The following is a 26,107-nucleotide window of genomic DNA, read 5'->3' as shown; positions in this document are numbered from 1 at the left end:
AGTGTGCCTCCAACACCCCCCACCACGGCCGCCCCCGACGCCGTGGCCGGTCCGCCGGCGCGCGCCCAGGGCTCCGCTTCTCCCTTCCCTGGTACGGGAGCGGCCGTGCTCCGCCGAAGGAGGAAGTCCGTGTCGAGGCGCCGTATATCCGCCGTGGTCACCGCACTCGCCCTCGCGGGAGCCGTCCCCGCCTTCCTGCCCGCCACCGAGGCGTCCGCCGCCTCCTGTTCCAGTTACCCCGCCTGGTCGGCCGGTGCGAACTACAATGCCGGCGACATCGTCCGCTACACGGACGGCAAGGCGTACATCGCCGAGCACGCCAACCCGGGCTACGACCCGCTGATCAGCACCTGGTACTGGGAGCCTTACGCCTGCGACGGCGGCTCCGAGACGCCGGTCGGCAACTTCGTGGTGACCGAGGCGCAGTTCAACCAGATGTTCCCGGGCAGGAACTCGTTCTACAGCTACAGCGGCCTCACCGCAGCCCTCAGCGCCTATCCCGGCTTCGCCAACACCGGCAGCGACACGGTGAAGAAGCAGGAGGCCGCCGCCTTCCTCGCCAACGTCAGCCACGAGACCGGCGGACTGGTGCATATCGTCGAGCAGAACACCGCCAACTACCCTCACTACTGCGACTGGAACCAGCCCTACGGCTGCCCGGCCGGCCAGGCCGCGTACTACGGGCGCGGTCCCATCCAGCTCAGCTGGAACTTCAACTACAAGGCGGCGGGCGACGCCCTGGGCATCGACCTGCTGAACAACCCCTGGCTGGTGCAGAACGACTCGGCCGTCGCCTGGAAGACCGCCCTGTGGTACTGGAACACACAGTCCGGACCGGGCAGCATGACCGGGCACAACGCCATGGTGAACGGCGCCGGCTTCGGCCAGACGATCCGCTCCATCAACGGCTCCCTGGAGTGCGACGGCAAGAACCCCGCGCAGGTCCAGAGCCGCGTCAGCAAGTACCAGCAGTTCAGCCAGATCCTCGGTGTCTCGCCGGGCGGCAATCTGTACTGCTGACCCGCGCCGGGTGCGTGCGACACTCCGCCGATGACCTCGGAAGAGATCACCGCGGAGTCCTCCGGCACCTGACGCCTCGGCGACCTGCCCGTCCGCCGCGTCGGCCTCGGCACGATGCGGCGGACGGGCGGCGCCCCCCACAGCGCGCCGGCACCGTACGCCGACGACCTGGTGATCGCGGTCAAGGGCGGGCCGTTCCGGCAGCGGCCGGGGGAGCGGGGCGCTTCCGCCCGTGCCGAGGACCTGCGCGCCCACGTCGAGGAGAACCCGCGTCAGCTCGGCCGCGACCGCCTCGACGTCGCCCACCTGCGCCGCAAGCGGCAGGACTGGATCGCCGACCACTTCGGTGCCCTCGCCGCACTGCGCGCGGCGGGCCTGATCCGCCGCCTCGGCGCCTCCGGCGCGGAGCCGAGGCGCAGGCCAACGCGTCCGCGATCTGCGTGCAGAACCGGTACGGCCTCGGCTTCCACGACCACGCCACCGACCAACTCCTCGCCCTGTGCCGTGAACAGGGCATCGCCGTTCCGCGCCCTCGCGGGCGAGGCCGGTCCGCAGGGTGCCGGCCCCCCGAGGAGGATGGCCGCGGGGTCGCCCGGGCGCACGGCGCGAGTCCCGCGCACCTCGCCGCGGGAGCCCTCCGGCTCAGCGACGGGGAACCGGCACGGCTGGACGGTGCCAGGAAGGGCTGACGCTCCCTACACGGTCCAGACGCCCTCCCGCATGATGTGCCGCCCCATCAGCTCGCGCTCCTCGTGCCACGCCTGGACCGCGCGCGGGCGCACCCGGAACCAGGCGTACGAGGCGCTGTCCCCGCGCGGGTCCCAGCCGGTCTTCGCGGCGAACGCGTCCGCCGCAGAGGGTGCCTCCCGCAGGCCGAACGTCTCCGCCTCACCGTCGATCAGCACGACGTCCCGGGTGTGCCCGAACGCCAGCCGGACCCGGCCGCCGCCGTGCAGGTTGCGGCCGGTCGGGTTGGTGAGCCGTGTGCACAGCCAGACCGACTCCTCGTGCCACACGAACCACAGCGGGACCATGCACGGCACGCCGTCGGCGTCCGCCGTGGCCACCCAGATGTCCAGTTCGCCTTCCAGCCGGTCGAGTACGTCCTGCCGACGCTGCCCGGGGGCGCGCGGCGGTGCGGTGATCTTCATGTCCGTGACGGTAGGGGCGGGGCCGCGCCCGCGCCTCGGGCCCGGGGCGGTCGTGCCCCTCGTACCCGGGGCCTAGGACCGAGGACTGGCGCCCGGGAGGTTTTACGTATAACCTCTCCCGTCAATCGCCCGTCCCGAAAGGTCCCGATGCCGCACATCGCCCTGGTCGCCCTTGTCGTCGACGACTACGACGACGCGATCCGCTTCTACACCGAGGCCCTGGGGTTCCGCCTCGCCGAGGACTCTCCCCGGCCCGACGGCTCCCGCTGGGTGGTCGTCGAGCCCGGCGCGGGCGGCGGCACCGCTCTGCTGCTGGCCCGGGCCAAGGGCGAGCGGCAGCGGGCCCGGGTCGGCGACCAGACGGGCGGACGCGTCGGGTTCTTCCTGTACACCGACGACTTCGCTCGCGACCACGCCCGGATGGCGGCCGCCGGCGTGACCTTCCTGGAGGAGCCCCGGTGCGAGCCCTACGGCTCGGTCGCCGTCTTCCAGGACCTGTACGGCAACCGCTGGGACCTGCTCCAGCCCGCCGCCTGACCGTCCCCGCTCTTCGCTCACCGATCCGCCGAGGAACGCCCACTCATGTCATCTACGCGCATAGACACCGAACTCCTCCGCCGCCTCCCCAAGGCGGTCCTGCACGACCACCTCGACGGCGGCCTGCGCCCCGCGACCGTCGTGGAACTGGCCGGGTCCGTCGGCCACGCCCTGCCCACCACCGACCCCGACGAGCTGGCCGCCTGGTACTACGAGGCGGCCAACTCCGGGGACCTGGTCCGCTACATCGCGACCTTCGAGCACACCCTCGCCGTGATGCAGAGCCGCGAGGGACTGCTGCGCACCGCCGAGGAGTACGTCCTCGACCTCGCCGCCGACGGCGTCGTCTACGGCGAGGTCCGCTACGCCCCCGAGCTGATGCTGAAGGGTGGTCTGACCCTCGCCGAGGTCGTCGAGACCGTCCAGGAGGGGCTGGCGGCCGGCATGGCCAAGGCGGCGGCGGCCGGCACCCCGGTCCGTGTCGGCACCCTGCTGTGCGGGATGCGGATGTTCGACCGCACCCGCGAGACCGCCGACCTCGCGGTCGCCTTCCGGGACGCGGGCGTCGTCGGCTTCGACATCGCGGGCGCCGAGGACGGCTTCCCGCCCGCCGACCACCTCGACGCCTTCGAGCACCTGCGCCGCGAGAACGTGCCGTTCACCATCCACGCCGGCGAGGCGCACGGACTGCCCAGCATCCACCAGGCCCTCCAGGTGTGCGGTGCCCAGCGCATCGGCCACGGCGTGCGCATCACCGACGACATCCCCGACCTGGCGGCCGGCAAGCTCGGCCGGCTCGCCGGCTGGGTCCGCGACCGCCGGATCGCCCTGGAGATGTGCCCGACCTCCAACCTCCAGACCGGAGCCGCGACCTCGATCGCCGAGCACCCGATCACGGCGCTCAAGGACCTCGGCTTCCGCGTCACCCTCAACACCGACAACCGGCTCGTCTCCGGCACGACGATGACCCGGGAGATGTCCCTGCTGGTCGAGCAGGCGGGCTGGACGGTGGAAGACCTGCGCACGGTCACGGTGAACGCGCTGAAGAGCGCCTTCATCCCCTTCGACGAGCGCAAGGCCCTCATCGACGACGTGGTCCTGCCCGGTTACGCCTCGGTGCTCTGAACCAGCCCGCGTGCGTAGGCGGCCTGTCCGACGTGCTGGAGATCGTCGGACAGGACGCTGACCAGGCGCGCGCCGAGCGTGACCGGCGGATCCCAGTTGTCGTCCACGATCCGCTCCAGGTCCTTGGCGGCCAGGGAGCGCAGGGCCCCGAGCGTCTGCTCGTGCACCGCGTCGTAGTACCCGGTCAGCAGGCCGGCGGAGTCGACACGGACCTTCCCGACCTGAGCCGGGCTGTGGCCGTACCCGGTGTCGTCGCGGGGCAGCCCGAGGCCGAAGCGTTTCTCCCAGTCGCCGGCGAGCCACACCTGTTCGAGCCCGAAGGCGTCCGCCACGTGGTCGTCCTGGACCCGGGTGAGGTGCCAGACCAGCCAGGCGACGGAGTTGGCGTCGCCGGCCGGGCGGGCGTTCAGGCCGTCGGGGCCCAGGCCCTCGACGGCGGCGTGGACTTCTTCCTGGATGCGGCCGTAGGCCTCGATGAGGATGTCCTTCGCATGCATGCGTCCACCATCGCGCAGTCCGTCCTCAGCCGCTCGCCGTTTCCAGCAGCGTCATGAGTGCCCGCGCCGCCGGGCTGGTGGCCTGCGGCGGCGGCAGCAGGGCGATGGTCTCGTACGCTTTCGCGTCGCCCTCCTTGAGGGGCAGCGAGGTGAGGGAGGCCCGCTTGTGCCGGAAGTGGCGCGGCACGACCGCGATGCCCAGGTTCTCGTCGAGCAGGTCGAGCAGACCGTGCACGTCGTTCACCTCCAGCGCGACGGTCCGCCGCACTCCGGCCTCGGCGAAGGCGGTGTCGGTGACGCGGCGCGGGCCCCAGTCGGGGTGGAAGTCGACGAACACCTCGTCGGCGAGGTCCTGCGGGGTCAGCACCGCGCCGTGCGCCGCCAGGCGGTGCTCGGGGTGACAGAGCACCGTCATCGGCTCGCCGGCCAGCGACACCGACCGCAGCTGGTCCGTGTCCTCCTGCGTCCGGTAGGCGAAGGCCAGGTCGAGCCGCCCGGCCGCGACCTCCTCCGCCAGCTCGCCCGAGCCCGCCTGCCGCAGCCGGATCTCCACGTCCGGATGCTCCCTGCGGAACGCGGCCAGCAACGCCGCCACCGGCACCCCGGCGATGCACTGCTCGGTGCCCAGGGACAGCGTGCCGCGCAGCACGCCCTGCACCGCCGCGACGGCCTCGTGCGCGGACCGCACCTGTGCGAGGATCCGCTCGGCCTCGCCCAGCAGCGCCCGCCCGGCCTCCGTCAGCGTCACCCGGCGGGTCGTGCGCACGAACAGCGGCGCCCTCAACTCCCGCTCCAGCGCCCGGATGGACGCCGACAGACCGGACTGGGACACCAGCAGCCGTTCGGCCGCCCGGGTGAAGTGCTGGTCCTCGGCGACCGCCACGAAGTGCTGGAGATGACGCAGTTCCATGACTCAGAAGCGTAGCCGCACAATCTCATCGGATTCTTCTGTTGGACCACTGCCCGCAGGTCAGGCCAGAGTGGGACGCGGTTCCGCACAAGCCCCGTACCCCGGGTGCCAACCCCTCTGGAGTCGCGTTGTACACCGCACACCCCGACCGCTACGCGGACATGCCCTACCGGCGCACCGGACGCAGCGGCCTGAAGCTCCCCGCGCTCTCGCTCGGCCTGTGGCACAACTTCGGCCCGGACCGCCCGGTCGAGACCCAGCGCGCCATCCTGCGCCGCGCCTTCGACCTCGGCGTCACCCACTTCGACCTCGCCAACAACTACGGCCCGCCGCCCGGCTCCGCCGAGTCCGCCCTCGGTGAGGCGCTGAGGGCCGACTTCGCGCCGTACCGCGACGAGCTGGTCATCTCCACCAAGGCCGGCTATCTGATGTGGCCCGGCCCCTACGGGGAGTGGGGTTCGCGCAAGTACCTGCTCTCCTCCCTCGACCAGAGCCTGTCCCGCATGGGCCTGGAGTACGTCGACATCTTCTACTCGCACCGCCCCGACCCGGACACTCCCCTGGCGGAGACCATGGGAGCCCTGCACACGGCGGTGCAGCAGGGCAAAGCACTGTACGTGGGCGTCTCCAACTACTCGCCGGAGCAGACCCGCGAGGCCGCCCGCATCCTCGCCGGGCTGGGCACGCCGCTGCTGATCCACCAGCCGCGCTACTCCATGCTGGACCGCCGCCCCGAGACCAGCGGCCTCCTGGACGCCCTCGACGAGCTGCGGACCGGCTCCATCGCCTACTCCCCGCTGGAGCAGGGCCTGCTGACCGGCCGCTACCTCGACGGCATCCCCGAGGACTCGCGCGCCGCGAGCGACAGCCCGTTCCTCAACAGCGACGCGGTCACCGGGGAGCTGGTCGGCAGGCTGCGCGCCCTGAACGACCTCGCGGGTGCCCGCGGCCAGTCCCTGGCCCAGATGGCGCTGGCCTGGGTCCTGCGCGAGGGCCGGGTCACCTCCGCCCTGGTCGGCGCGAGCAGCCCGCAGCAGCTGGAGGACAGCGTGGCGGCCGTGGGGAACCTGGAGTTCGGGGCCGACGAACTGGCCCGGATCGACGAGATCGTCACGAAGTAGAGAACCGGCAGGGAAACGGACACGATCCCGGAGGCGCCGGCCCGCCTCCGGGATCCTCGGCATGTCCGGACGGGCGCCCTCCGGTACCGCCGCCCTGCCCACACCCCGCGACGCGCTGTTTCGGCCACCGACGGCCGTGAATATGCCAGGAGACTGGCCGGAAATTCATGGTGACAGTGGTTCAGTAGTGAACATACTCACCTACAGGGCGTCTCACAGCACGCGACGGCGCCCTCACGCACAGCACACGAGCCGCACGGACGTCACGCCCGACCGGCAGGCGGACTGCGCGACGGGGGAGGGGAGCAGTGCACGACGAGTTCCTGTGCCATGTCACCGCCTACGGTGTCTGTGACGGCCGGCGCATCGGAGTACCGCTGGGCACCTACCGGGCCCCCACCCTCGCCCTCGCCCTGTGGTGGCTGCGCGACCGGGCCTCCTGGATCGCCGAGCGGCTCGACCCGCAGCCCGACACCCCCCATTTACCGCGCGGCGCCCTGACTCCGGTCGCCGACGACGCACCCGACGTGCCGCGCGTGCTGCGCACCTGGTGTGCCGACGACGTCCAGCAGGAGCTGGTCGCCGACGAGTTGGCCGCGGGGCGCCTGGTGCGCATCGCCACCAGCGACGACACCACCGAGTACGAGCTGATGGCCGAGTCCGTGGACGCCCTGCGCATGCAGCGGGCCGCTCCGCCCCTCGTCGTCCCCGTCGCCTGAGCACGCCCGGGCCTGCGCGTCCGGCCCAGGGCCTCCTAGGAACCCGCCGTCCCGTCGCGCCGCCGGCCCGCCCACCGCGCGAGCAGCGCCCCGGCGAATCCGGTGACCAGCCCCCACGGCAGGGCGAGGCCGACCGCGGCCCACAGCCGGGGGCGCAGGAACAGCTGCCCGGACAGGCCGCCGCCGAGGTCGCCCACGCCGAGCACCGACAGGCCGTAGCGCGCGGAGATCCGGCCGACCAAGCCGGTCATGAGCACCGTGAGGGCCAGCGCGACGGCCATGTGCACGGCGTGCGGCCAGGCCGGCGTCTCGGCCGGGGAACGGGACGCCAGGACGAACCCGGCCGTCAGGAGCAGGACCGCCGCGACGGCCAGGAGCCACCACCAGCGGCCGTCGTGCTCGGTGAGCGTCCCCAGGTTCAGGGCGGCGACGTCCGGCCCGCGCAGCACCTCGTCGAGCACGTGCGGCATCGGCAGCCCGAACGGCCCTTCGACGCGCCCGTCCCACGTGGCACCGAGGCCGACCGTGAGCGCGAGCCACGCCAGGTTCGGCAGGCCGAGCAGCAGGACCGCGAAGGTCTCCGCCGGGTGCCCCCGCGTCCCGGCGACGACCAGCCCCACCACGGCGCCGACGACGACGTACGCGAGCAGCAGGGCGACCATCGCGTACGCCGCCGGCCGCACCGAGGTGTGCAGGCGCAGCAGCCGCCCGGGCAGCGGCGCCCCGCTCGAGACGAGCAGGGCGAGCAGGAGCACGCCGGCCAGCCACAGCAGCCCGAACAGGACGGTCAGCGGCACGTCCGTGGTGAAGCCGACCCTCGGGGCGATCCCGAAGAGGTCACCGAGGTCGTCGAGAATGCCCTCGCCGAGGGACACCTCGAAGGTCTGGCGGGCGGCGAAGGCCAGCCCCAGCAGGGCGAGCAGCCACAGGACGGCGATCCGTCCGGCCCAGCCGGCCAGCTCCGTCGCACCGGCGACCGCCCGGTGCCGCAACGGGCGCAGGAAACCCCGGGCGACGACCAGCGCGCCGGTCAGCGTGACGGACAGCGGCAGCACGGTCAGTCCCGCGTCGGTCTCGGCGAACCCTCCCGCGTCGCCGGACACCTCCAGTGCCCCGCCCACGGCCGTGACGACGGTCGCGGTGACGACCCGGGGAAAGGCGTTGTCGGGCAGGTCCGCGGCGCCGGCCGCCCACAGCCCCAGCGCGGCCACGACCCACATGGCGACCAGCCCGGTCACCACCGTGCCCAGGGCCTGCGGCCAGCCATGACGGGCCGCCGCCGGTCCGGCGGCGGCGGGTGGGGTTCGCGAACTCACGCTGCCACGCTAAGCAGCCCCGGCCGCGGGCGCGCGCCGGCAGGACCGTCCGCGTCCGCCGGACACACGAGCCGGCCGCCCCGCGGTCGGTCGGTTCAGTCGGGTGCGCATGGGTTTGGCGCTCCGGTCGGGCTTGTGCGTGGCCGGGGATCGTTGGGTGCCGGGGACTGCTCGTCGGGTCGGGCTCCGCCGGCCGGTTGGTCCAGTCGGGTGCGCATGGGTTTCCGGGCCGGCTCGCCCGCGGCCGGCGGCCCGCCCGGCGCAGGGCTCAGCCGGTCCGGACGACGACGGCGTAGTCACCCAGGCCCAGCAGCCGGTCCGGCGATACCTCGCCCCGGGTCGTGAAGAGCGCGAGGAGCCGCCCCGTCTCCGTGTCGAACGCCACGTCCAGCACCGCGCCGTGCTCGGTGCCGGCCTCGGTCAGGATCCGACGGCCCAGCAGGTCCTGACAAGGCGGGGCGTTGTCCACCGCGTCGGCGGAACCGACCCGGACACCCCCGGGGCCGATCCCGTGCACCGCGTCCCAGGGAAGCACCGTCGCCCCGCGGAAGCGGCCGCCGCGCAGCCGGACGTGGCTCACCGCCCCGGACGCGACGTCGACGGTCAGGCACGTCACGGTGCCGAGCGGTCCGGTCCGGGCCGGACCCGTCACCGGCAGCCCCCGCACCTCGGTGAACAGCATCACGGCAGGGAGCCCTTCCACCGGCCGGGCACACCACCGACCAGGGCGGTGAGACCGGTGAGGTCGTCGGCGACGTGCCGGACGGCCTCCCCGGACAGGACGAGGGACCGGCCGGTGACCGTGAGCGAATCCCCACGCGGCACGTACACCCGCCGCCCGTGCCGGCTGCGCCCCGGGACGAACCGTCTGCTCGCCGCCACCCGGAAGCCCACCACCCGCCCGCCGGTGCCGCCCTCGACCACGACGTCGAGTACGGTGCCGAGCTCGTCACCGTCCTCCGTGAGGACCCGCGCCCCGAGCACCCGGGCCCGCAGCGTCTGCTGGTGCGCCGTCATGGCCGCGGCGCTCACCAGGCCCCGCCGGTCGCGGATCATCACCGCGTCGTGTCCCAGCGCGTATACGGACGGCCAGGGCAGACCGTCCTTCAGCGGCCCCGACAGCAGTCCCCGTCCGGTCAGGGTGAAACCGGTGATCCGGCCCGCGTCGGCGTCGCATACGGTGTCCTTGACATGGGCGACGGCATCGCCGCCGAGGGTGACCACCGGCCGGGTGGTGAGGCTTCGTGCGGCCATCAGTTCGTTCATCGCGCACCCTTCCCGCGCCCTCTCCCGCGCCTTCGGGTTCCCCGCGCCACTGTGACGATGCCCGCAGTACGAGGACATGGGGACTGCGATGCCGCACCCGGGGTACGAGGACAGGTGCAGCAGCGTCCGGCCAGTCCGGCTTCCGAGAGAGAAACGCATGACCGAGTACCTGGACGGGGCAGTGATACCGACTGGTTTCGACGTTCCCGTTGAACCGCTGAGGCGGGCGGCACACTACTCCGGTGACCCGGGGTGCATAGCGCAGGCGCGTTCCTTCGCCTCGCTCTTCCTCGACCAGCTCAGGACCGAGTGGTGCGCCACCATCGGCCCGCGCGCCGACGGCGCGGTGCTGCTCGTGGTGAGCGAGCTGGTCACCAACGCCGACCGCCACAGCAAGGGGCCGTACATCCTGGAGCTGGAGGGCACACCCGCCTCGGTGGCCGTCACCGTCTACGACAGCAGCGGCGCGGCGCCCGAGCGCTACCCCCGCGATCCCGAACGCGTCGGCCGGCACGGCCTGGAGATCGTCCACGCCCTGGCCGAGGCCGTCGTCGTCGAACGCGTACCCGTCGGCAAGCGGGTCACGGCCCTGGTGCCGCTCACCGAGGCGTGAACGCCCCCCGCGCAGGTCTCAGGCGCAGCCCAGCTCACCCAGCATGCCCTCGCGCAGCCGGGTGATGATCCGCTTGATCAGCCGGGACACGTGCATCTGCGAGCAGCCGAGCTGTTCGCCGATTTCCGCCTGGGTGGCCTCCTCGACGAACCGCATGTGGATGATCCGCCGGTCGCGCTCACTGAGCTCGGCCATCAGCGGGGCGAGCGAGTGGAAGTCCTCGACGAGCCGCAGCCCGTCCTCCTCGACGCCGATGAAGTCGGCCAGCACCGATTCGCCGCCCTCGGGCCCGTCGCCGGTCAGTGCCGCGTCCAGCGAGGACGAGTTGTAGCCGTTGGAGGCGATCTGGCCCTCGATCACCTCGTTCTCGCTGATGTTCATCAGGGTGGCGAGTTCGGCGACGGTGGGCTCGCGGTCCAGGCGGGAGGACAGCTCCTCGCGGGCCTTGGCCAGCTCGACGCGCAGCTCCTGGAGCCGCCGCGGCACGTGCACCGCCCAGGTGGTGTCCCGGAAGAACCGCTTGATCTCACCGACGATGTACGGCAGAGCGAAGGACGTGAACTCCACCTCGCGCGACAGCTCGAACCGGTCGATGGCCTTGATCAGGCCGATCATGCCGGTCTGGACGATGTCCTCCATGTCGTCCCCGCGACCGCGGAAGCGGCCGGCGGCGAACCGCACGAGCGACATGTTCATCTCGATCAGCGTGTTGCGCGCGTACTGGTAGTCGTGCGTGCCCTCTTCGAGTTCCGCCAGCCGCTGGAAGAACTGACGCGACAGCTGCCGTGCGTCACGCGGAGCCACGGTGCGGGGGTCCACGACACCCGGCAGAGATCCGTCACCCGTCCCGCTCCCGGTGGTCTCCTCGACGACCTGCGCTTGCGGCCGGATCACGGCGGTCTCCATTACCTCTCCCACGAAAGTCACGGTTCGGCGTCTCCCTAGGTTTTTCCCGCGCTGGCGGGTACCCGGGACGCTGCGGCACATGCCTCTCGTTTTCACGAGTGGCGGAAAGCGGGTGCCGCGGCGCCTTCGCGGAGTGATGCGTCCAGTCCTCAGGGTAGCCCCGCGCACCGGGACCGGCACCCGGGGATTTCCCTCTGGGCTGAACGCCGCCCCCTTTCCCCGCCCCGCCGGGCTCCTAGGCTGAGGAGGTGACCAGCCACGTGCCGAACGAAGCCCGCGTCATCCCCATGCGACCCCGGGCCCAGCGCCCGGAAGCCCGCCCCGCCGCCCCGCCCCTCGCTCCGGAACGAGGGCGCCCCGCCGCCCGGGAGCCCCTGTGGCGCGATCTGGTCGGCGACATCCTGCGGCGTGAACGCCTCGCCCAGGAGCGCACCCTGAAGGAGGTGGCGGAGACCGCTCGCATCTCCATGCCGTACCTCTCCGAGGTGGAGCGCGGCCGCAAGGAGGCCTCCTCCGAGGTGCTGGCCGCCGCCGCGGGCGCCCTCGGGCTGGGTCTCGGCGACCTGCTGGCGCGGGCGCAGGGAGAGCTGGTCCGCCTCGCCTCCCGGCACACCGGTGCCGGCGGCCGGGGTCCCGGTGCCCGGTACGACGGGATGTGCCTGGCGGCCTGACAGCCCGGCCGGGCCGGTGTCCCGCGAGCCGTGGGACACCGGCCCGGCTCTCAGAAAGCGACCCGGCGCCGGCTCAGCACCTCGTCGGCCAGCCCGTAGGCCACGGCCTCCTCGGCGGTGAACACCTTGTCCCGGTCCGTGTCCGCGCGCAGTGTCGCCACGTCGTGACCGGTGTGCCGCGCCAGGACCTCCTCCACCTGGGAGCGGATCCGCACCATCTCCCTGGCCTGGAGCGCCAGGTCGGAGGCCGTGCCACGCTGTCCGCCGCTGGCCGGCTGGCCCAGTAGCACCCGCGAGTGCTCCAGCGCGAACCGCCGCCCGGGATTGCCGCCGGCCAGCAGCACGGCCGCCGTGGAGGCCGCCTGCCCGACGCAGAACGTGGAGATCGGAGCCTGCACGAACGTCATGGTGTCGTAGATGGCCATCAGCGAGGTGTACGAGCCACCGGGCGAGTTGATGTAGATGGCGATCTCACTCTCCGGGGCCGCCGACTCCAGATGGAGGAGCTGCGCGATGACGACGCCCGCGACGCCGTCGTCGATCTCGGTGCCCAGGAAGATGATCCGTTCGTTCAGCAGCCGGCTGAAGACGTCGAAGGAGCGCTCTCCCTGCGGGGTCCGCTCGATGACGTTCGGAATCGTGTAGCTCCCCATCAGCGCAGTCCCATCCTCGGTCGCGTCGTGGCCGGGCGGATGTCCGAGAGGGACTCCAGGACCCGGTCCACCATTCCGTACTCCTTGGCCTCCTCGGCCGTGAACCAGCGGTCCCGGTCACCGTCCCGGGAGATGGTCTCCGGGCTCTGCCCGGTGTGCTCGGCGGTGATCCGTTCGATGGTCCGCTTGGTGAACTCCAGGCTCTCCGCCTGGATCTCGATGTCGGCGGTGGTGCCGCCGATGCCTCCCGACGGCTGGTGCATCATGATGCGCGCGTTCGGCAGCGCGTACCGCTTGCCGGCGGTGCCGACGCTCAGCAGGAACTGCCCCATGCTGGCGGCGAACCCCATGGCCAGCGTGGAGACGTCGTTGGGGATCAGCCGCATCGTGTCGTAGATGGCGAGCCCCGCGTGCACGGAGCCGCCCGGACTGTTGACGCACAGCGTGATGTCGGTCCGCGGGTCCTCCGCGGAAAGGATCAGCAGCTGGGCGCAGACCCGGTTCGCGGAGACCTCGTCGACCTGCGTGCCCAGCAGCACGATCCGCTGCGCCAGCAGCTGCGCGGCCAGGTGGTCGTCGAACCGGGAGGGAGGAGTGTCCCCCTCCTCCGCGCGGGGCAGTGCGGCCGGGGCGGGGCCGGCGATGAGTGGCGACATCGGTGCTCCTTGTCGGGTCGTCGGGCGAGTCGTACGCGGCCGGTGGCGCCGCGCTCCCTCCACTCTTGGCCCGCCGCGGCCCCGGGAAGGCCCTTCTCTGCCCGCGGCAGATCTGCCACGGGCAGAGCGTCCGGACGGTCCGCGAGGACGAGGGCCCACGACCGATGAGTTCTCCGGCTCCGGCCGGTCGACAGTGGTGACCGTGTTCCGCGACCGGGAGGTACTCATGAACACCGACGGATTCACCACGTGTCTGTGGTTCGACGGCCGGGCGGAGGAGGCCGCCCACTTCTACGTCTCCCTCTTCAAGAACTCCGGCATCGGCGCCGTCACCCGCTACCCCGAGGGGGCGCACCAGCCCGCCGGCACCGTGCTCACCGTCGACTTCACGGCCAACGGCCAGCGGTTCGTCGCCCTCAACGGCGGCCCGGAGTTCCGGTTCAACGAGGCGATCTCCTTCCAGATCACCTGCGACGACCAGGAGGAGGTCGACCACTACTGGGCCAGGCTCACCGAGGGGGGCGGCGAGGAGGGCCCCTGCGGCTGGGTCAAGGACCGCTTCGGCGTCTCCTGGCAGGTCGTCCCGGGCCGGCTCGAGGAGATGTTCCGCGACCCCGACCCCGCGAAGGCCGCACGGGCCAACCAGGCCATGATGTCGATGCGCAAGCTCGACATCGCCGCACTGGAGAAGGCGTACGCCGGGGAGTGAGGCGTCATGCAAACTGAAGGAACGCCCTGCTGGGCGGACGCCATGTTCGCCGACGTCGAGGGAGCCAAGCGTTTCTACGGCGAGGTCCTCGGCTGGACCTTCGGCGTGTCGTCGTCCGAGTACGGCGACTACACCCAGTGCTACGCGGACGGCAAGGCGGTCGCCGCCGTGGTGCCGCCGGTGCCCGGCCAGGATGGGCAGTCGCAGTGGTGTCTCTACTTCGCGTCCCGGGACGCGACGGCGACCGCCGCGCGGATCCGTGAGGCGGGCGGCGAGGTGGTGATGGGGCCGATGCGGGTCGGCGACTTCGGCACCATGTGCCTGGCCCGCGACCCGGGCGGTGTCGTGTTCGGTCTCTGGCAGGGCGGCGCGCACGAGGGGTTCGAGGCCGTCGCCGAGCCCGGCGCGTACTGCTGGGCCGAGGTCTTCACCCGGGAGCCGGACAAGTCGGACGCCTTCTTCCCCGCGGTCTTCGGTTACCGGGTGAAGCGGATGGAGGACGACGGAGTCGACTTCCGCCTCTTCGACCTGGGGGAGGAGCCCGTGCTCGGCCGCATGGCCGTGACGGACGGCTTCCCGCCCGAGGTGCCGTCGTACATCAACGTCTACTTCACCGTCCCCGACTGCGACGCGGCCGTGGCCCGCGCGACGGAACTCGGCGGCACCCTCCGCTTCGGGCCGATGAGCACCCCCTTCGGGCGGTACGCGACGCTGAGCGACCCGCAGGGCGCCGACTTCTCGGTGATCGACATCACGCGGACCGAGGGAGAGATGCCGAAGATCACCGAAGTCTCCTGAACGCGCTCCCGTGACCCGGTCCGGAGGCCCCGCCGCCCCATGGCATGATCGGCGCATGCTTGAACGTGTGGTGGCCGCGTGTGACGGGGCTTCGAAGGGAAACCCGGGCCCGGCCGGCTGGGCCTGGGTGGTGGCGGACGCGTCGGAGACGCCGGTGCGGTGGGAGGCCGGGCCGCTGGGCCGGGCCACCAACAACATCGCCGAACTCACGGCGCTGGAGCGTCTGCTGGCCTCGACCGACCCCGGCGTGCCCCTCGAGGTCCGCATGGACTCGCAGTACGCCATGAAGGCCGTCACCACCTGGCTGCCCGGCTGGAAGCGCAACGGCTGGAAGACGGCCGCCGGCAAACCGGTCGCCAACCAGGAGCTGGTCGTGCGCATCGACGAGCTGCTGGACGGCCGCTCGGTCGACTTCCGCTACGTGCCCGCCCACCAGGTCGACGGCGACCGGCTCAACGACTTCGCCGACCGCGCCGCCAGCCAGGCGGCCGTCGTCCAGGAGCCCGCGGGCAGCGAACTCGGCTCCCCCGAGCCGCCGCCCGCACCGGACACCCCGGCGAAGAAGGCACCGCGCCGGGGACCGGCCACCGCCCGCAAAGGCGGCTCCGCCGCACGCACCATCAAGGCCAAGTTCCCCGGACGCTGCCTGTGCGGCCGTTCGTACGCGGCCGGCGAGCCCATCACCAAGAACGACCAGGGCTGGGGCCACCCGGAGTGCCGAACGGCCGCGGCCGGCTGATCCGCCCGTTCCTGTCGTCCGCCCGGCGCGCGACCCGCGTCGGGCGAGGTCACGCGAGAGCGTCCCACGCGTCTGTACTCTGCGTAGCGATATGCCCGTTTTGAGTGCATTCCAGGGGTGAATGTGAAGGTCGCCTGCGTCGGCGGCGGGCCCGCCGGCCTGTACCTGTCGATCCTGCTGAAGCTTCAGGACCCGTCCCACGACATCATCGTCCACGAGCGCAGCCCCGAGGGTTCCACCTACGGCTGGGGCGTGACCTACTGGCGCGGACTGCTCGACCGGCTCCACGAGCACGACCCGGACTCCGCGCGCGCCGTCGAGGAGCACTCCGCGCGCTGGCACGACGGCGTCGCCCGCGTCGGCGGGCGGACCGCCCGGCACCGCGGCGACGAGGGCTTCGGCATCGGCCGACACCGGCTCCTGGAGATCCTCGCCGCCCGCGCCCGCTCGCTGGGCGTGCGCCTGGAGCACGAGCACGAGGTCGGCGCCGACCGCCTGCCCGACGCCGACCTCGTCGTGGCGGCCGACGGCGTGGGCAGTGCCGTGCGCACCCGGCACGCGGGTCACTTCGGAACCGAGGTGCGGGCCGGGCGCAACCACTACATCTGGCTCGGCACCACCAAGGTCTTCGACGCGTTCACCTTCGCCTTCACCGACACCCCGCACGGCTGGATCTGGGCGTACGGCTACGGCTACGGCCCCGAGGGCAGCACCTGCGTGGTCGAGTGCGCCCCCGAGACCCGGACCGGACTGGGCCTGGACCGGGCCGACGAGGCCGAAGGACTCGTCCTGCTGGAGAAGCTGTTCGCCGACGTCCTGGACGGCCACCCGCTCACCGGCCGGTCCGCGGCCGGCTCCGGCGCCTCGTGGCTGACCTTCCGCACCCTCACCAACCGCACCTGGATCCGCGGCAACCTGGTCCTGCTCGGCGACGCCGCCCACACCACGCACTACTCCATCGGCGCCGGAACGACGCTCGCCCTGGAGGACGCCATGGCCCTGGCCCGCGCACTGCGCGAGCCCGTCCCCCTCCCGGACGCCCTCGCCCGCTACGAACGGGAACGCAAGGCGGCCCTGCTGCCGGCGCAGAGCGCGGCCCGCTACAGCGCCCGGTGGTACGAGAACCTGCCCCGCTACATCGGGCTGCCTCCGCAGGAGATGTTCGCGCTGCTCGGCCAGCGCCACTCGCCCCTGCTGCCGTACGTCCCACCCCGGCTGTACTACCGGATCGACCGCGCGGCCGGGCACTCGCATGCGCTGCGGCGGCTCAAGCGCAGGCTGGGACCCGCGATCGCGCGGACGGTGCAGGCGCGGGACCTCGCCACCCGCGGCTGAGCCGCCCGCCCGCACCGTGCCGACGCGGTGCGGGCGGGCGCCGGATGACAGACTGGCGGGCATGGACGAGCGCACATTCGACAGGTCGCACCAGCACGCCTCGGTGATCGGCCTCGGCACCTGGCAACTCGGCGCCGACTGGGGGGACGTAGACGACAAGGAAGCCCTGACGGTGCTGGAGACGGCGGCCGAATCAGGGGTGACCTTCTTCGACACCGCCGACGTCTACGGAGACGGACGCAGCGAGGAGACCATCGCCACGTTCCTGCGCGGCCGACCCGACCTGCACGTGCTGGTCGCCACCAAGATGGGCCGCCGGGTCGAGCAGATCCCGCAGAACTACGTCCTGGACAACTTCCGGGAGTGGAACGACCGTTCGCGCCGCAACCTCGGCGTCGACGTCATCGACCTCGTGCAGCTGCACTGCCCGCCCACCCCCGTCTACTCCAGCGACGAGGTGTTCGACGCCCTGGACACCCTGGTCGAGGAGGAGCGCGTCGCAGCGTACGGCGTCAGCGTGGAGACCTGCGAGGAGGCGCTGACCGCCATCGCCCGGCCGAACGTGGCCAGCGTGCAGATCATCCTCAACCCGTTCCGGATGAAGCCCCTGGGCGAGGTCCTGCCGGCCGCCCGCGAGGCCGGCGTCGGCATCATCGCCCGGGTGCCGCTCGCCTCCGGCCTGCTGTCCGGCAAGTACACCCGGGACACGGTCTTCGCAGCCAACGACCACCGCAACTTCAACCGGCACGGCGAGGCCTTCGACCAGGGCGAGACGTTCTCCGGCGTCGACTTCGCCACCGGCGTCCAGGCGGCGGCGGAGTTCGCCGCGCTCGCCCCCGAGGGATACACCCCGGCCCAGCTGGCGCTGCGCTGGATCGTCCAGCAGCCCGGAGTGACCACCGTGATCCCCGGCGCCCGTTCCCCGGAGCAGGCCCGCGCCAACGCGGACGCCGCCCGGCTGCCGGAACTGTCCGAGCAGACCCTCGCGGCGATCCGCGACCTCTACGACCGCCGGATCAGGGAACAGGTCGAGGGCCGCTGGTAGCCGGTACGGGGCTCACGGCACCAGGAGCAACTCGCGTTCCCGCTCCTGGTCGCCGGAGGCCGCCCCCTCGTCGCGGGTGCTGAAGGCCTGGGCCAGGGTCCGGCTGGCCGCCTCGACGGCCTGGGGCGTGCCCTGGACGGTGACCGTCACCGGCGCGGACAGCGGGGCGCCCGCCTCCGGCGGCGCGGACGCCTCCACGGTGTCCGGTGAGTCGAAGGTCGCGGTGCGCACCGTCGCCCGGTCGTCGGCCGGCATGGCGTGGGGCGCCCCGAAGACACCCTCCAGTGCGCGCACGACCGCCCGAGCGTCGTCCACGCCGCCGCCGCTGAGCGTCACGGTGAGCTGAGTGTCGGACATCCTTCGCCTTCCTTCGGCCTGTGTGGTTCCCGGCCCGTGTAACCGTCCCCCGATCACTCAAACAGTGCGCCACCGCGCCGACAGGGCGCCTGAGCGCGGGGAACCCGGGAAGAGGGAAGAGAACCCAAGGCCACGGCATCGGGAGGAAACGTGACGGACGCGGCTGAGGAGCCGGTGCGGCGCAGGGGGCGCAACGAGAGCGAGGAGGAGCGGGCGGACCGGATGTGGACGGAGCTGATCCAGGAAGTCCGCGTCGCCCAGATGGGCGTGCAGATCCTCTTCGGCTTCCTGCTCACCGTCGTGTTCCAGCCCAAGTACGACGACCTCTCGGACACCGACCAGATGATCTACCTGGTCACCGTCGTCCTCGGCGCCGTGACGACCGGTGCTTTGATCGGACCGGTTTCCCTGCACCGCATCGTCTCGGGGCGACGCGTGAAGCCGCAGGCGGTGCGGTGGGCGTCCCGGCTGACCCTCCTCGGTCTGGTGCTGCTGCTCGCGACGACGGCCTGCTCGCTCCTGCTGATCCTGCGCGTCGCGACCCACGACGGCTTCGTGCCCTACCTCGTGGCCGGCGTGGTCTTCTGGTACCTGCTGTGCTGGTTCGGGATCCCGATGTGGACCCGGTACCGCCACACGTCCCGCTGAGGGCGGTCAGCCGTCCGCCATGAGCTCGGCGAGGAAGTCGTCGACGCTCACTTCCTCCCGGCCGGGCTGCACCACGTCGTACGTCTCGCGCAGGAACGCCTCGACCGCCGCCGCCCACACGAACACCACGGCGCGGTGCCGGTCCCCGTCCGGCCGGGCGTCGCCGAGCAGTTCGACGCGCAACTCGTCCCACATGCCCCGCGACTCGGGCCGCAGCCGCACGTCGCCCACGCCGACCGGACGGGTCAGTCCGTCGCCCACCATCTCCCGGTCCAGCGTCCACCGGGCGAGCACACGGCCGTCGTGGCTGAACACCACGGTGAGCGCGAACGGGTCCGCGGCGTCGTAGCCGAGGTGGGCGAGGACCGGGCAGCGCTCGGCGTCGCCCGCCTGGAGCTGCACGACCAGCGTCTTGCGCACGAGGGAGTTCACGACAGCGGCCTCCAGAGGAACGGACGTAGAGCCCTCTAGTACCCCGCACGTCGGCAAGATGCTCAGTCGGACGGGTGATTCGCCGGCGCCGGGACTTCCGGCGGAGTCAGGAGCCGCCCAGCGCCTCCCGCAGCGCGGGCAGCAGGGTCTTCTCCGACCAGTCCAGGAAGGCCGGCTGGGTCTCGCCGCCGATCTGCACCAGGGCGATCTCGGTGAACCCGGCCTCGGCGTAGGGGCGTACGGCCTCCACGAAGGCCTCCGGGTCGTCGCCGCACGGGATCGACTCGGCCACGTCGTCGGGGGTGACGAACTGAGTGGCCGCCTCGAAGGAATCCGGGTGCGGCAGTTCCGAGTTGACCTTCCAGCCGCTGCCGAACCAGCGGAACTGCGCGTGGGCGCGCTTGACCGCCGTGTCCCGGTCGGGGTCGAAGGACACCGGCAGCTGACCCACGCGCGGCTTGCCGCGGCCGCCGTGGCGGTCGAAGGCCTCCAGCAGCCCGGGCTTGGGTTCGGTGGCGATCACCAGGTCGGCGTGCTCGCCCGCGAGCTTGCAGGAGCGTTCCCCGGAGACGGCGACGCCGATGGGCGGCGGACTGTCCGGCACGTCCCACAGCCGGGCCGACTCCACGTCGAAGTGGGTGCCGCGGTGGTTCACGTGGCCGCCCTCGAACAGCGCCCGGATGATCTCCACGGCCTCCCGGAGCATCTCGTGCCGCACGTCGACCGACGGCCAGCCGCCGCCCACCACGTGCTCGTTGAGGTTCTCGCCCGAACCGAGCCCCAGCCGGAACCGGCCCTCGGACAGCAACTGCATCGTCGCCGCCTTCTGCGCCACCACCGCCGGGTGGTAGCGGAACGTCGGACACGTCACGTACGTCATCATCGGGATGCGCGAGGTCGCCTGCGCCGCCGCGCCCAGCACACTCCACGCGTACGGCGAGTGGCCCTGCGCGCGCAGCCACGGGAAGTAGTGGTCCGAGGTCACCGAGAAGTCGAACCCGGCCTCCTCGGCACGCACCAGATGGCCGACGAGCTCACGGGGGCCGGCCTGCTCGGTCATCATCGTGTATCCGATTTGCACCATAACGGGCGAGTCCCCGTCCGGACGGAGTGAAAACGGCCCCAGTGGTCACGCGCGCCCGTCCGCGTCCTGACGGAACGTGTCGAGGACGGTGGCGAGCGCCTCCTCGTTCGCCGCGGCCTCCCAGTCCTCCGCCGGTACCGTCCAGCGCAGCGAGAAGCTGCGACCCGCGCCGAGGAGGAACCCGCGGCCGAAGGTGCGCACCCGGTCGCCTTCGTCGCGGGCGACCCACTCCATGTCGGCGGCCTCGCGGCCCCGGTACGTCGTCGCCCGGATCCCGCCGATCCGGCGGTACTCGCCGGCCGACCGCCGGAGCCCGGGTTCCACGTCGTCGCGCCACACGGCCACCGGATCCGCGCCCGCGCGCTCGCTGTAGGTGACGGCGAGGGTGCGCGGGTCACCGGCCGCGCCGAAGACGACCCGGTACGCCCCGTCCGGCACCCGGGTGGTGTCCAGTCGGCGCCAGCCCTCGGGAAGGGCCACCGAGAAGCCCTCCGGCGCGTCGAAGCGGCGGAACCCGGCCGGGACGGAGCCGCCGGTACGGGACGGCGACGCCGAGGGCGAGGGGGGCGGAGGCGCGCTCGCCGGGGGCACGGGGGAGGAGGGTGCCGTCTCACCGGTGGGCGGCGCGGCGGGGGCCGAGGGCCGCCGGCCGGAACCGGTGGCGGCGTCGCCGCCGGCGCCGGGCGGCCCGTGGGTGACGGCCAGTACGGCGACCGTGGCGGTGACGACGGCCAGGGCGGTGCCGACGGCCATGGTCCGCCGGCTCCACCCCGAGCCCACGTGCCGGGCGGTGGCGCACGCGCCCCGCAGCCGGGGCCGGGGCACCTCGCGCACGGTCGCGTCGGGGTCCTCCGTCAGGACCCGGGTGAGGGCCGCCCGGACCACGGGGCGGGTCAGCCGCTCCCTGGAGTTCTTGCGCAGCAGCCCCTGCACGGCCTGCGCGAGCGGACCGGCGCGCACCGGGGTGCGCAGCGGCAGCCGGTCCACGCCCCGCAGCGTCGTCTCGGGCCGGCCCCGGTCGCGGAACGGCGGGCGACCCTCGACCATCGAGTAGAGGATCGCGCCCAGCGTCCACAGATCGGCCGCGGGCCCGATCCGCTCGTCGCGGGCCTGCTCGGGCGAGGCGTACGAAGGTGCGCTCAGGCGCGGGGCGAGGGTGGCGCCGGCCAGCCCGAAGCCGGTGACGACGACGGATCCCTCCTCGCCCACCAACACCTGCCCCGGGCTGAGTTCGCCGTGCGTGACGCCCTGGTCGTGCGCCGCCTCCAGCACGGCCAGCAGTTCCAGACCGATGCGCGCCGCCCGTACGTGGTTGAACGTGCCGCGGCGCTCCAGGAGTTCGCCGAGCGGCACGCCGTCGACCCACTCGGTCACCGTCCACAGGACGCCGTCCGCCACCACCGCGTCGACCACCTCGGCGACCCGCCCGGGGCACAGTGCCTGCACGGTCTCGCAGGTACGGACCACCCGGCCGGCGAGACGGCGCGCCGTCTCGCCGGCCGGGTCCTCCTCCTCCGGCAGCGCCGTCTGCGCGATCAGGCACGGGCGGCCCGTGTGGGCGTCCTCCCCGGACCAGGAGACGCGGTTCGTCTCACGGTGGACGACCTCGAGCAGGCGGTACCGTCCGGCGATCAACTCGTGTGTGGAGACGCGCGCCCTGCCCATGGCCATCCCTCGTTCGCACCGCCGGCTCTCGGCTTGACCAGAGGTACGGTGAGCGGGCCGGGCCGCGTTCAACGAATCGGAGGTAACCGGCGGTAAATGCGAAAGTCGCGCGGAAAGCCGTCAGCGCAGCCCGAAGCGGTCCGCCCAGCCCGTCATGTCGGCGGCCGTGGCGTTCCCGCCGCAGACCACGAGTCCGATCCGGGCGCCGTCCCCGACCCGTTCCACCACGCGCCGGGCCGCGGGCAGCAGGCATCCGGCGGCCGGCTCGGTCCACACCTTCCCGTGCTCGGCGAGCGCCAGCGAACCTTCGACCGCCTCCCGGTCCGGCACCACGAACACCTCGGTGACCAGTGCCGACACATGCTCGTACGTCAGCTGAGAGACGGCCGGGGCGCTGAGCGTCGTGACGATCGACGACAGGGGCACGGACCGCGGGCCGCCCGCCGCCAGTGCCCGGGACATGGCCTCGGCGCCCTCCGTCTCCACGCCCCAGATCCGCACGTCGGGCCGCCGTGCCCGCAGTGCCGCCGCCACTCCCGCGATCAGCCCGCCGCCCCCGATGCTCACGAGGACGTCGGTGAGCTCCCCGGCGTCCTCGGTGAACTCCAGCCCGACGGTGCCCTGCCCGGCGACCACCAAGGGGTCGTCGAAGGGGTGGACCAGGGTCAGCCCCTCCTCGCGCAGCCGGGACACGAGGGCGAAGGCGCCGTCCATGCCGTCGGTGAGCCGCACCAGTGCGCCCGCCTCCTCGGCGGTCTCCACGGAACGGGCCGGTGCCGTACGCGGCATGACCACCGTGGCCTTCACGTCGAGCGCGGCGGCCATGACCGCCACCGCGATGCCGTGGTTGCCGCCGCTGACCGCGACCACCCCGGCGGCCCGCTCGGCCTCGGTGAGCGACAGCAGCTTCGCCGTCGCGCCGCGTGCCTTGAACGAGCCGGTGCGCTGGAGCAGCTCCAGCTTCGCGGTCACCGGCGCCCCGAGCAGCGCGGACAGCCCGGGGCTGGGCACGGTCGGGGTGCGTACGACGTGTCCGGCGATCCGCTCGGCCGCGGCTTCGATGTCCGTGATCCCGATCAAGGCACTCTTCCTTCCGAACCCGGGCGCCGTCCGCGCCCCTTGGCACCCTTTCGCGCGGGGTGCCCCAGGTCAACAAGGTCCCGGGGGGGGGCTCAGAGGTCTCGGCGCGTCAGGTAGTCCAGCAGCGACCGCAGCTCCGCGGCCGGCCCCGCCGCCGCGGCCGCCCCCGCGAGCGCCGCCTCCGCCGTGCCGAGGCACCGGTGCGCCTCGGCCAGCGCCGCCGTACGACCGCCCGCCTCGTCGATCAGGACGGCCGCCTCCTCGGGATCGGTGACGTCGGAGGCGAGCAGCGCGGCCAGCCGCCCGGCGGCCGGCACGGGGGCTTCGAGCGCGGCCAGCACCGGGAAGGTCTTCTTGCGCTCCCGCAGGTCGCCCAGCACGGGTTTGCCGGTGACGGCCGGGTCGCCCCAGATGCCCAGCAGGTCGTCCACGACCTGGAAGGCGACCCCGAGGTGCCGGCCGAATCGGTCGAGGGCGGCGGCCGTCGCCCGGGGAGCCCCGCCGAGCACGGCCCCCGCCGCGGCCGCACAGCCCAGCAGGGACCCCGTCTTGTGCTCGGCCATCGTCCGGTACTCGGCCGTCCGCACCCGCCCCGGACCGGTCCACGGGCGCTCGGCGAAGAGCAGGTCGTCCGCCTGGCCGCGGACCAGGTCGCCGAGCGCGGTGGACAGCAGCCGGACCGTGCGGGGACCGGCCGGGGCGGTGGCGAGCGTCTCGACGGCCAGCGCGAACAGCGCGTCGCCCGCGAGAACGGCGGGCCCGGTGCCGTACGCCTTCCACACGGCCGGGCGCCGGCGCCGGGCCGGATCGCCGTCCATGATGTCGTCGTGCAGCAGTGAGAAGGCGTGCACCAGCTCAGCCGCGACCGCCGCGGGCACCCCGGCCCGCCCGGACGCGCCGGCCGCCTCGGCCCCGAGCACCGCCAGTGCCTGCCGCAGGCCCTTGCCGCCCCGGGCGCGGGCGGCGGGTGCCCCGCCCACCTCGCACCAGCCGAAGGAGTACGCGGCCATCTCGCCCACCCAGGGGTGCAAGCGTCCGACGGCCTCCTCCAGCGCGGGCCGCACCAGGGCGCGGCAACGGCCCAGGGCCCGCGGCTCCCGTACCGCCGGCGGGGGCGCCGCCTGCGCCGCCGTGGCCCGCGCCGTCACCGTGCCGCCTCCGCCGCGGCGCCCGCCGGGGTGCCCGTCACACCGAACTCCTCCTGCGCCCGCGCCACCATCCGGCGAGCGTGCATCAGTCCGATGCGCTCCAGTACACCGGCCAGTTCGGCCAGTTCGGCGGCCGTCTCGGCGCGGTCGCGGCCCAGCCGGGCCAGCGACTTGGCCAGACCCAGCCGGGACAGCGCCTCGCCGCGCGGCTCGCCCATGGCGCGGAACTCCGCGAGCGCCTGCTCGTACAGGTCGCGGGCCTCGGGGTAACGCCCCGCGCGGTAGAGGACGTTGCCCCGCATCTTGTGGTTGTAGGCCAGCGCCCCGGACAGGTTCATCGTCCGGCACCCGGCCTCCGCCTCGGTGAGCAGTTCCAGCGCCCGTGCGGTGTCGCCGTCGCGGACGGAGACGACGTCGGCGAGCCCGCGCAGCGCCCAGGCGTGCCCGCGGCGGTCCTCGGCGCGCGCCGCGATGCCGGCCGCCTCCTCGAAGAGCTCGTACGCGCGGTCGTACGCGCCGGTGTTGCGGTGCATCTGCGCGATGCCCTCCAGCGCCCACACCGTGTGCCGGGCCTCACCGCGCCGCCGGGCCTCGGCCAGCAACTGCTCGTGCAGCCGCCCCACGGCCTCGTAGTCGCCCTGGATGCGGCCCGTCTCGGCCAGGCCCGCCAGTGAGTAGCCGCGCACCACCACGTCACCGCCCCGCTCGCCGAGTTCGGCCGCGAGCCCCAGCAGCCGCCGCGCCAGCCGCAGGGCCCCGCGCTGCCGGGCCAGCGTGCCGCCGCTCCACAGGGCCCAGGCCATCGCCGCGGTGTCCCCGGCCGTACGGGCCGCGCGGTAACTCGCCTTCCACGCCCGGTCGGCGTCCGGGACCCGGCCCAGCCGGCGCTGTGCCTCGGCCACCGCCAGCCCGGAGCGTGCCGCTTCCGCGTGCCGTCCCGCCCGTTCGGCGGCGGCCAGCTCCTCCTGGCCCGCGGCCAGCACGTCGGTCAGCGAGGAGTTGACGGAGAGGGCGGTGAGGGCGCCCTGGTACTCCGGGGCGAATGCCTTGCCGTACATGGAAGCCTTTCGGTCCTCGTCCACAGCACGGGCACACTGCGAGCACGGTATGCGCGCCGTGTATACGTCCTGTGTATAGTGCGTCGGAAAACAGCCCTGGCCACATGGGGCGACCAGGGCGTCTCGCCTGTCGCCGACCAAGACGTCGGCGGAGCGGACCGGGTTGCCTCAGTGCTGCTGTGTCTTCTGCGGCGTCGCCTCGCTCGGCCGTACGACGACGAAACCCTCGCCCTGGAGCACCAGTTGCACGGCTTCCCCGGAACCGCCGCGCAGCATGGAGCCGATGGACTGCGAGCGGTGCAGCGAGGTCGCCAGCCCCGCGGACCAGCCGACGATCGCGTCGGTGTCGACGTACACGGGGTACTGGGGCGAGACCGGGATCACCAGCGGGCTGCCCTCGCAGATCAGGCCCAGTCTGCCCTGCCCGGTGAAGACGCTGTTGAACAGTCCGCCGCCGGCGATGCCGGAGCCCTTGACGGTGGAGATGCGGTACGACAACGACACGTCGAAGCACAGCACGTTGCGGCCGTTGACGGTGAACTCGTCGCCGGGCTCGACGTCCACGACGAAGCAGTTCTGCGCCTCGTGCGCGAACCAGGCCTCGCCCTGGCCGCGCACCGCCATCAGGGGCAGGCCCTCCCCGGTGACCGCCCGCTTGAGCATGCCGCCCACGCCCTGGCCCTTGCGCTCGAACTGGAGATTGCCGCGGTAGGCGACCATCGCGCCCTGCCGCGCCAGCATCTCACCGTTCACCGTGTAACGGATGCACTTGGAGTTCTCGACGGTCATGCCCGGCGCGGTGGCGGGCTGGACCATGTGCTCGCTGGAAAAGAGGTCACCCTTCATAC

The 26,107-nt window shown here is 73.0% G+C and carries 30 protein-coding genes and 1 pseudogene; 14 read left to right on the top strand and 17 right to left on the bottom strand.

Going from position 1 to position 26,107, the window contains the following annotated elements; translation table 11 throughout:
• Positions 1-129: 129 nt before the first annotated feature.
• Positions 130-1,020, top strand: coding sequence for a glycoside hydrolase family 19 protein (locus ACFW47_RS29190; protein ID WP_386286411.1), 891 nt, complete (start codon positions 130-132; stop codon positions 1,018-1,020).
• Between the two features lie 84 nt (positions 1,021-1,104).
• Positions 1,105-1,709: pseudogene (locus tag ACFW47_RS29185) on the top strand (aldo/keto reductase).
• Between the two features lie 6 nt (positions 1,710-1,715).
• Here the strand turns inward: ACFW47_RS29185 and ACFW47_RS29180 are convergent.
• A complete protein-coding gene (locus ACFW47_RS29180) occupies positions 1,716-2,171 on the bottom strand; it encodes a pyridoxamine 5'-phosphate oxidase family protein (RefSeq protein WP_386286410.1) in 456 nt (151 codons plus the stop codon).
• 147 nt (positions 2,172-2,318) lie between these two features.
• On the opposite strand from ACFW47_RS29180, the gene ACFW47_RS29175 reads away from it, so the two are divergent.
• Positions 2,319-2,708, top strand: coding sequence for a VOC family protein (locus tag ACFW47_RS29175; RefSeq protein WP_386307583.1), 390 nt, complete (start codon positions 2,319-2,321; stop codon positions 2,706-2,708).
• 45 nt (positions 2,709-2,753) lie between these two features.
• The gene (locus ACFW47_RS29170; RefSeq protein ID WP_386307581.1) at positions 2,754-3,833 is read left to right on the top strand and encodes an adenosine deaminase; all 1,080 of its coding nucleotides are present in this window, start codon (positions 2,754-2,756) and stop codon (positions 3,831-3,833) included.
• Here the strand turns inward: ACFW47_RS29170 and ACFW47_RS29165 are convergent.
• Positions 3,815-4,330: a DinB family protein gene (locus ACFW47_RS29165; RefSeq protein WP_386307579.1), complete on the bottom strand. Its 516-nt coding sequence runs from the start codon at positions 4,328-4,330 to the stop codon at positions 3,815-3,817. The two genes, ACFW47_RS29170 and ACFW47_RS29165, sit on opposite strands and share 19 nt — an antisense overlap.
• Positions 4,331-4,355: 25 nt before the next feature.
• Positions 4,356-5,240, bottom strand: a complete 885-nt coding sequence (locus ACFW47_RS29160) for a LysR substrate-binding domain-containing protein (RefSeq protein ID WP_386307578.1) — start codon at positions 5,238-5,240, stop codon at positions 4,356-4,358.
• Between the two features lie 128 nt (positions 5,241-5,368).
• Here ACFW47_RS29160 and mgrA point away from each other — a divergent pair, with 128 nt between their 5' ends.
• The gene (mgrA, locus tag ACFW47_RS29155) at positions 5,369-6,361 is read left to right on the top strand and encodes an L-glyceraldehyde 3-phosphate reductase (RefSeq protein WP_386307576.1); all 993 of its coding nucleotides are present in this window, start codon (positions 5,369-5,371) and stop codon (positions 6,359-6,361) included.
• A 308-nt stretch (positions 6,362-6,669) separates the two neighbouring features.
• Positions 6,670-7,080 carry a hypothetical protein gene (locus tag ACFW47_RS29150; RefSeq protein ID WP_073732076.1) on the top strand — a complete coding sequence of 137 codons (411 nt, stop codon included), beginning with the start codon at positions 6,670-6,672 and terminating at the stop codon, positions 7,078-7,080.
• Positions 7,081-7,115: 35 nt separating this feature from the next.
• Here the strand turns inward: ACFW47_RS29150 and ACFW47_RS29145 are convergent, their stop codons facing one another.
• From ACFW47_RS29145 to ACFW47_RS29135, 3 genes are all read right to left on the bottom strand, one after another.
• Positions 7,116-8,396, bottom strand: a complete 1,281-nt coding sequence (locus ACFW47_RS29145) for a streptophobe family protein (protein WP_386307574.1) — start codon at positions 8,394-8,396, stop codon at positions 7,116-7,118.
• Positions 8,397-8,664: 268 nt separating this feature from the next.
• Positions 8,665-9,081: a PRC-barrel domain-containing protein gene (locus ACFW47_RS29140; protein ID WP_386286403.1), complete on the bottom strand. Its 417-nt coding sequence runs from the start codon at positions 9,079-9,081 to the stop codon at positions 8,665-8,667.
• Entirely contained in the window at positions 9,078-9,662 is a 585-nt protein-coding gene (locus ACFW47_RS29135) for a PRC-barrel domain-containing protein (RefSeq protein ID WP_386286402.1), read from the bottom strand. Before ACFW47_RS29135 ends, ACFW47_RS29140 begins: the two co-directional genes overlap by 4 nt.
• A gap of 157 nt (positions 9,663-9,819) precedes the next feature.
• Here ACFW47_RS29135 and ACFW47_RS29130 point away from each other — a divergent pair, with 157 nt between their 5' ends.
• Positions 9,820-10,275, top strand: coding sequence for an ATP-binding protein (locus ACFW47_RS29130; protein WP_386286401.1), 456 nt, complete (start codon positions 9,820-9,822; stop codon positions 10,273-10,275).
• A gap of 18 nt (positions 10,276-10,293) precedes the next feature.
• Here ACFW47_RS29130 and ACFW47_RS29125 read toward each other — a convergent pair whose 3' ends face one another.
• The gene (locus tag ACFW47_RS29125; protein ID WP_386286630.1) at positions 10,294-11,181 is read right to left on the bottom strand and encodes an RNA polymerase sigma factor SigF; all 888 of its coding nucleotides are present in this window, start codon (positions 11,179-11,181) and stop codon (positions 10,294-10,296) included.
• A 248-nt stretch (positions 11,182-11,429) separates the two neighbouring features.
• On the opposite strand from ACFW47_RS29125, the gene ACFW47_RS29120 reads away from it, so the two are divergent.
• Positions 11,430-11,852 (top strand): helix-turn-helix domain-containing protein, encoded by a 423-nt coding sequence (locus ACFW47_RS29120; protein WP_386286400.1) that lies wholly within the window; start codon positions 11,430-11,432, stop codon positions 11,850-11,852.
• 50 nt (positions 11,853-11,902) lie between these two features.
• Here ACFW47_RS29120 and ACFW47_RS29115 read toward each other — a convergent pair whose 3' ends face one another.
• Both ACFW47_RS29115 and ACFW47_RS29110 read right to left on the bottom strand, forming a co-directional pair.
• Positions 11,903-12,505, bottom strand: a complete 603-nt coding sequence (locus tag ACFW47_RS29115; RefSeq protein WP_386286399.1) for a ClpP family protease — start codon at positions 12,503-12,505, stop codon at positions 11,903-11,905.
• A complete protein-coding gene (locus tag ACFW47_RS29110; protein ID WP_386286398.1) occupies positions 12,505-13,161 on the bottom strand; it encodes an ATP-dependent Clp protease proteolytic subunit in 657 nt (218 codons plus the stop codon). The genes ACFW47_RS29115 and ACFW47_RS29110 overlap by 1 nt, the downstream gene beginning before the upstream one ends.
• 226 nt (positions 13,162-13,387) lie before the next feature.
• Here ACFW47_RS29110 and ACFW47_RS29105 point away from each other — a divergent pair, with 226 nt between their 5' ends.
• The 5 genes from ACFW47_RS29105 to ACFW47_RS29085 all read left to right on the top strand — a co-directional run bounded on the left by ACFW47_RS29105 (position 13,388) and on the right by ACFW47_RS29085 (position 17,787).
• A complete protein-coding gene (locus ACFW47_RS29105; RefSeq protein WP_386286397.1) occupies positions 13,388-13,870 on the top strand; it encodes a VOC family protein in 483 nt (160 codons plus the stop codon).
• 6 nt (positions 13,871-13,876) lie between these two features.
• Entirely contained in the window at positions 13,877-14,668 is a 792-nt protein-coding gene (locus ACFW47_RS29100; RefSeq protein WP_386307572.1) for a VOC family protein, read from the top strand.
• A 55-nt stretch (positions 14,669-14,723) separates the two neighbouring features.
• On the top strand, positions 14,724-15,407 hold the full coding sequence (locus ACFW47_RS29095; protein ID WP_386286395.1) for a ribonuclease H: 684 nt from the start codon (positions 14,724-14,726) through the stop codon (positions 15,405-15,407).
• A 117-nt stretch (positions 15,408-15,524) separates the two neighbouring features.
• The gene (locus ACFW47_RS29090) at positions 15,525-16,742 is read left to right on the top strand and encodes an FAD-dependent monooxygenase (RefSeq protein ID WP_386286394.1); all 1,218 of its coding nucleotides are present in this window, start codon (positions 15,525-15,527) and stop codon (positions 16,740-16,742) included.
• A 61-nt stretch (positions 16,743-16,803) separates the two neighbouring features.
• A complete protein-coding gene (locus ACFW47_RS29085) occupies positions 16,804-17,787 on the top strand; it encodes an aldo/keto reductase (RefSeq protein WP_386286393.1) in 984 nt (327 codons plus the stop codon).
• 12 nt (positions 17,788-17,799) lie between these two features.
• Here the strand turns inward: ACFW47_RS29085 and ACFW47_RS29080 are convergent, their stop codons facing one another.
• Entirely contained in the window at positions 17,800-18,144 is a 345-nt protein-coding gene (locus ACFW47_RS29080) for a hypothetical protein (RefSeq protein ID WP_386286392.1), read from the bottom strand.
• Between the two features lie 150 nt (positions 18,145-18,294).
• On the opposite strand from ACFW47_RS29080, the gene ACFW47_RS29075 reads away from it, so the two are divergent.
• Positions 18,295-18,792: a DUF6328 family protein gene (locus ACFW47_RS29075; RefSeq protein ID WP_386286391.1), complete on the top strand. Its 498-nt coding sequence runs from the start codon at positions 18,295-18,297 to the stop codon at positions 18,790-18,792.
• A gap of 6 nt (positions 18,793-18,798) precedes the next feature.
• On the opposite strand, the gene ACFW47_RS29070 is transcribed toward ACFW47_RS29075, so the two are convergent.
• From ACFW47_RS29070 to ACFW47_RS29040, 7 genes are all read right to left on the bottom strand, one after another.
• Positions 18,799-19,224, bottom strand: coding sequence for an SsgA family sporulation/cell division regulator (locus tag ACFW47_RS29070; protein WP_386286390.1), 426 nt, complete (start codon positions 19,222-19,224; stop codon positions 18,799-18,801).
• 106 nt (positions 19,225-19,330) lie between these two features.
• Positions 19,331-20,308 (bottom strand): LLM class F420-dependent oxidoreductase, encoded by a 978-nt coding sequence (locus tag ACFW47_RS29065; RefSeq protein WP_386286389.1) that lies wholly within the window; start codon positions 20,306-20,308, stop codon positions 19,331-19,333.
• 45 nt (positions 20,309-20,353) lie between these two features.
• A complete protein-coding gene (locus ACFW47_RS29060) occupies positions 20,354-21,979 on the bottom strand; it encodes a serine/threonine protein kinase (protein WP_386307570.1) in 1,626 nt (541 codons plus the stop codon).
• A 114-nt stretch (positions 21,980-22,093) separates the two neighbouring features.
• Entirely contained in the window at positions 22,094-23,053 is a 960-nt protein-coding gene (locus tag ACFW47_RS29055; protein ID WP_386307569.1) for a threonine/serine dehydratase, read from the bottom strand.
• A 92-nt stretch (positions 23,054-23,145) separates the two neighbouring features.
• Positions 23,146-24,201, bottom strand: coding sequence for a polyprenyl synthetase family protein (locus tag ACFW47_RS29050; RefSeq protein ID WP_386286386.1), 1,056 nt, complete (start codon positions 24,199-24,201; stop codon positions 23,146-23,148).
• Positions 24,198-25,259 (bottom strand): tetratricopeptide repeat protein, encoded by a 1,062-nt coding sequence (locus ACFW47_RS29045; RefSeq protein WP_386307567.1) that lies wholly within the window; start codon positions 25,257-25,259, stop codon positions 24,198-24,200. Before ACFW47_RS29045 ends, ACFW47_RS29050 begins: the two co-directional genes overlap by 4 nt.
• A 168-nt stretch (positions 25,260-25,427) precedes the next feature.
• Positions 25,428-26,105: an AIM24 family protein gene (locus tag ACFW47_RS29040; protein WP_386286384.1), complete on the bottom strand. Its 678-nt coding sequence runs from the start codon at positions 26,103-26,105 to the stop codon at positions 25,428-25,430.
• Positions 26,106-26,107: the final 2 nt, after the last annotated feature.

Origin of the sequence: Streptomyces sp. NPDC058796, assembly GCF_042745235.1 — a bacterium.
Lineage (GTDB): Bacteria > Actinomycetota > Actinomycetes > Streptomycetales > Streptomycetaceae > Streptomyces.
Note: the sequence above shows the minus strand (reverse complement) of the source record. Positions and strands in the feature narration are given on the sequence as shown.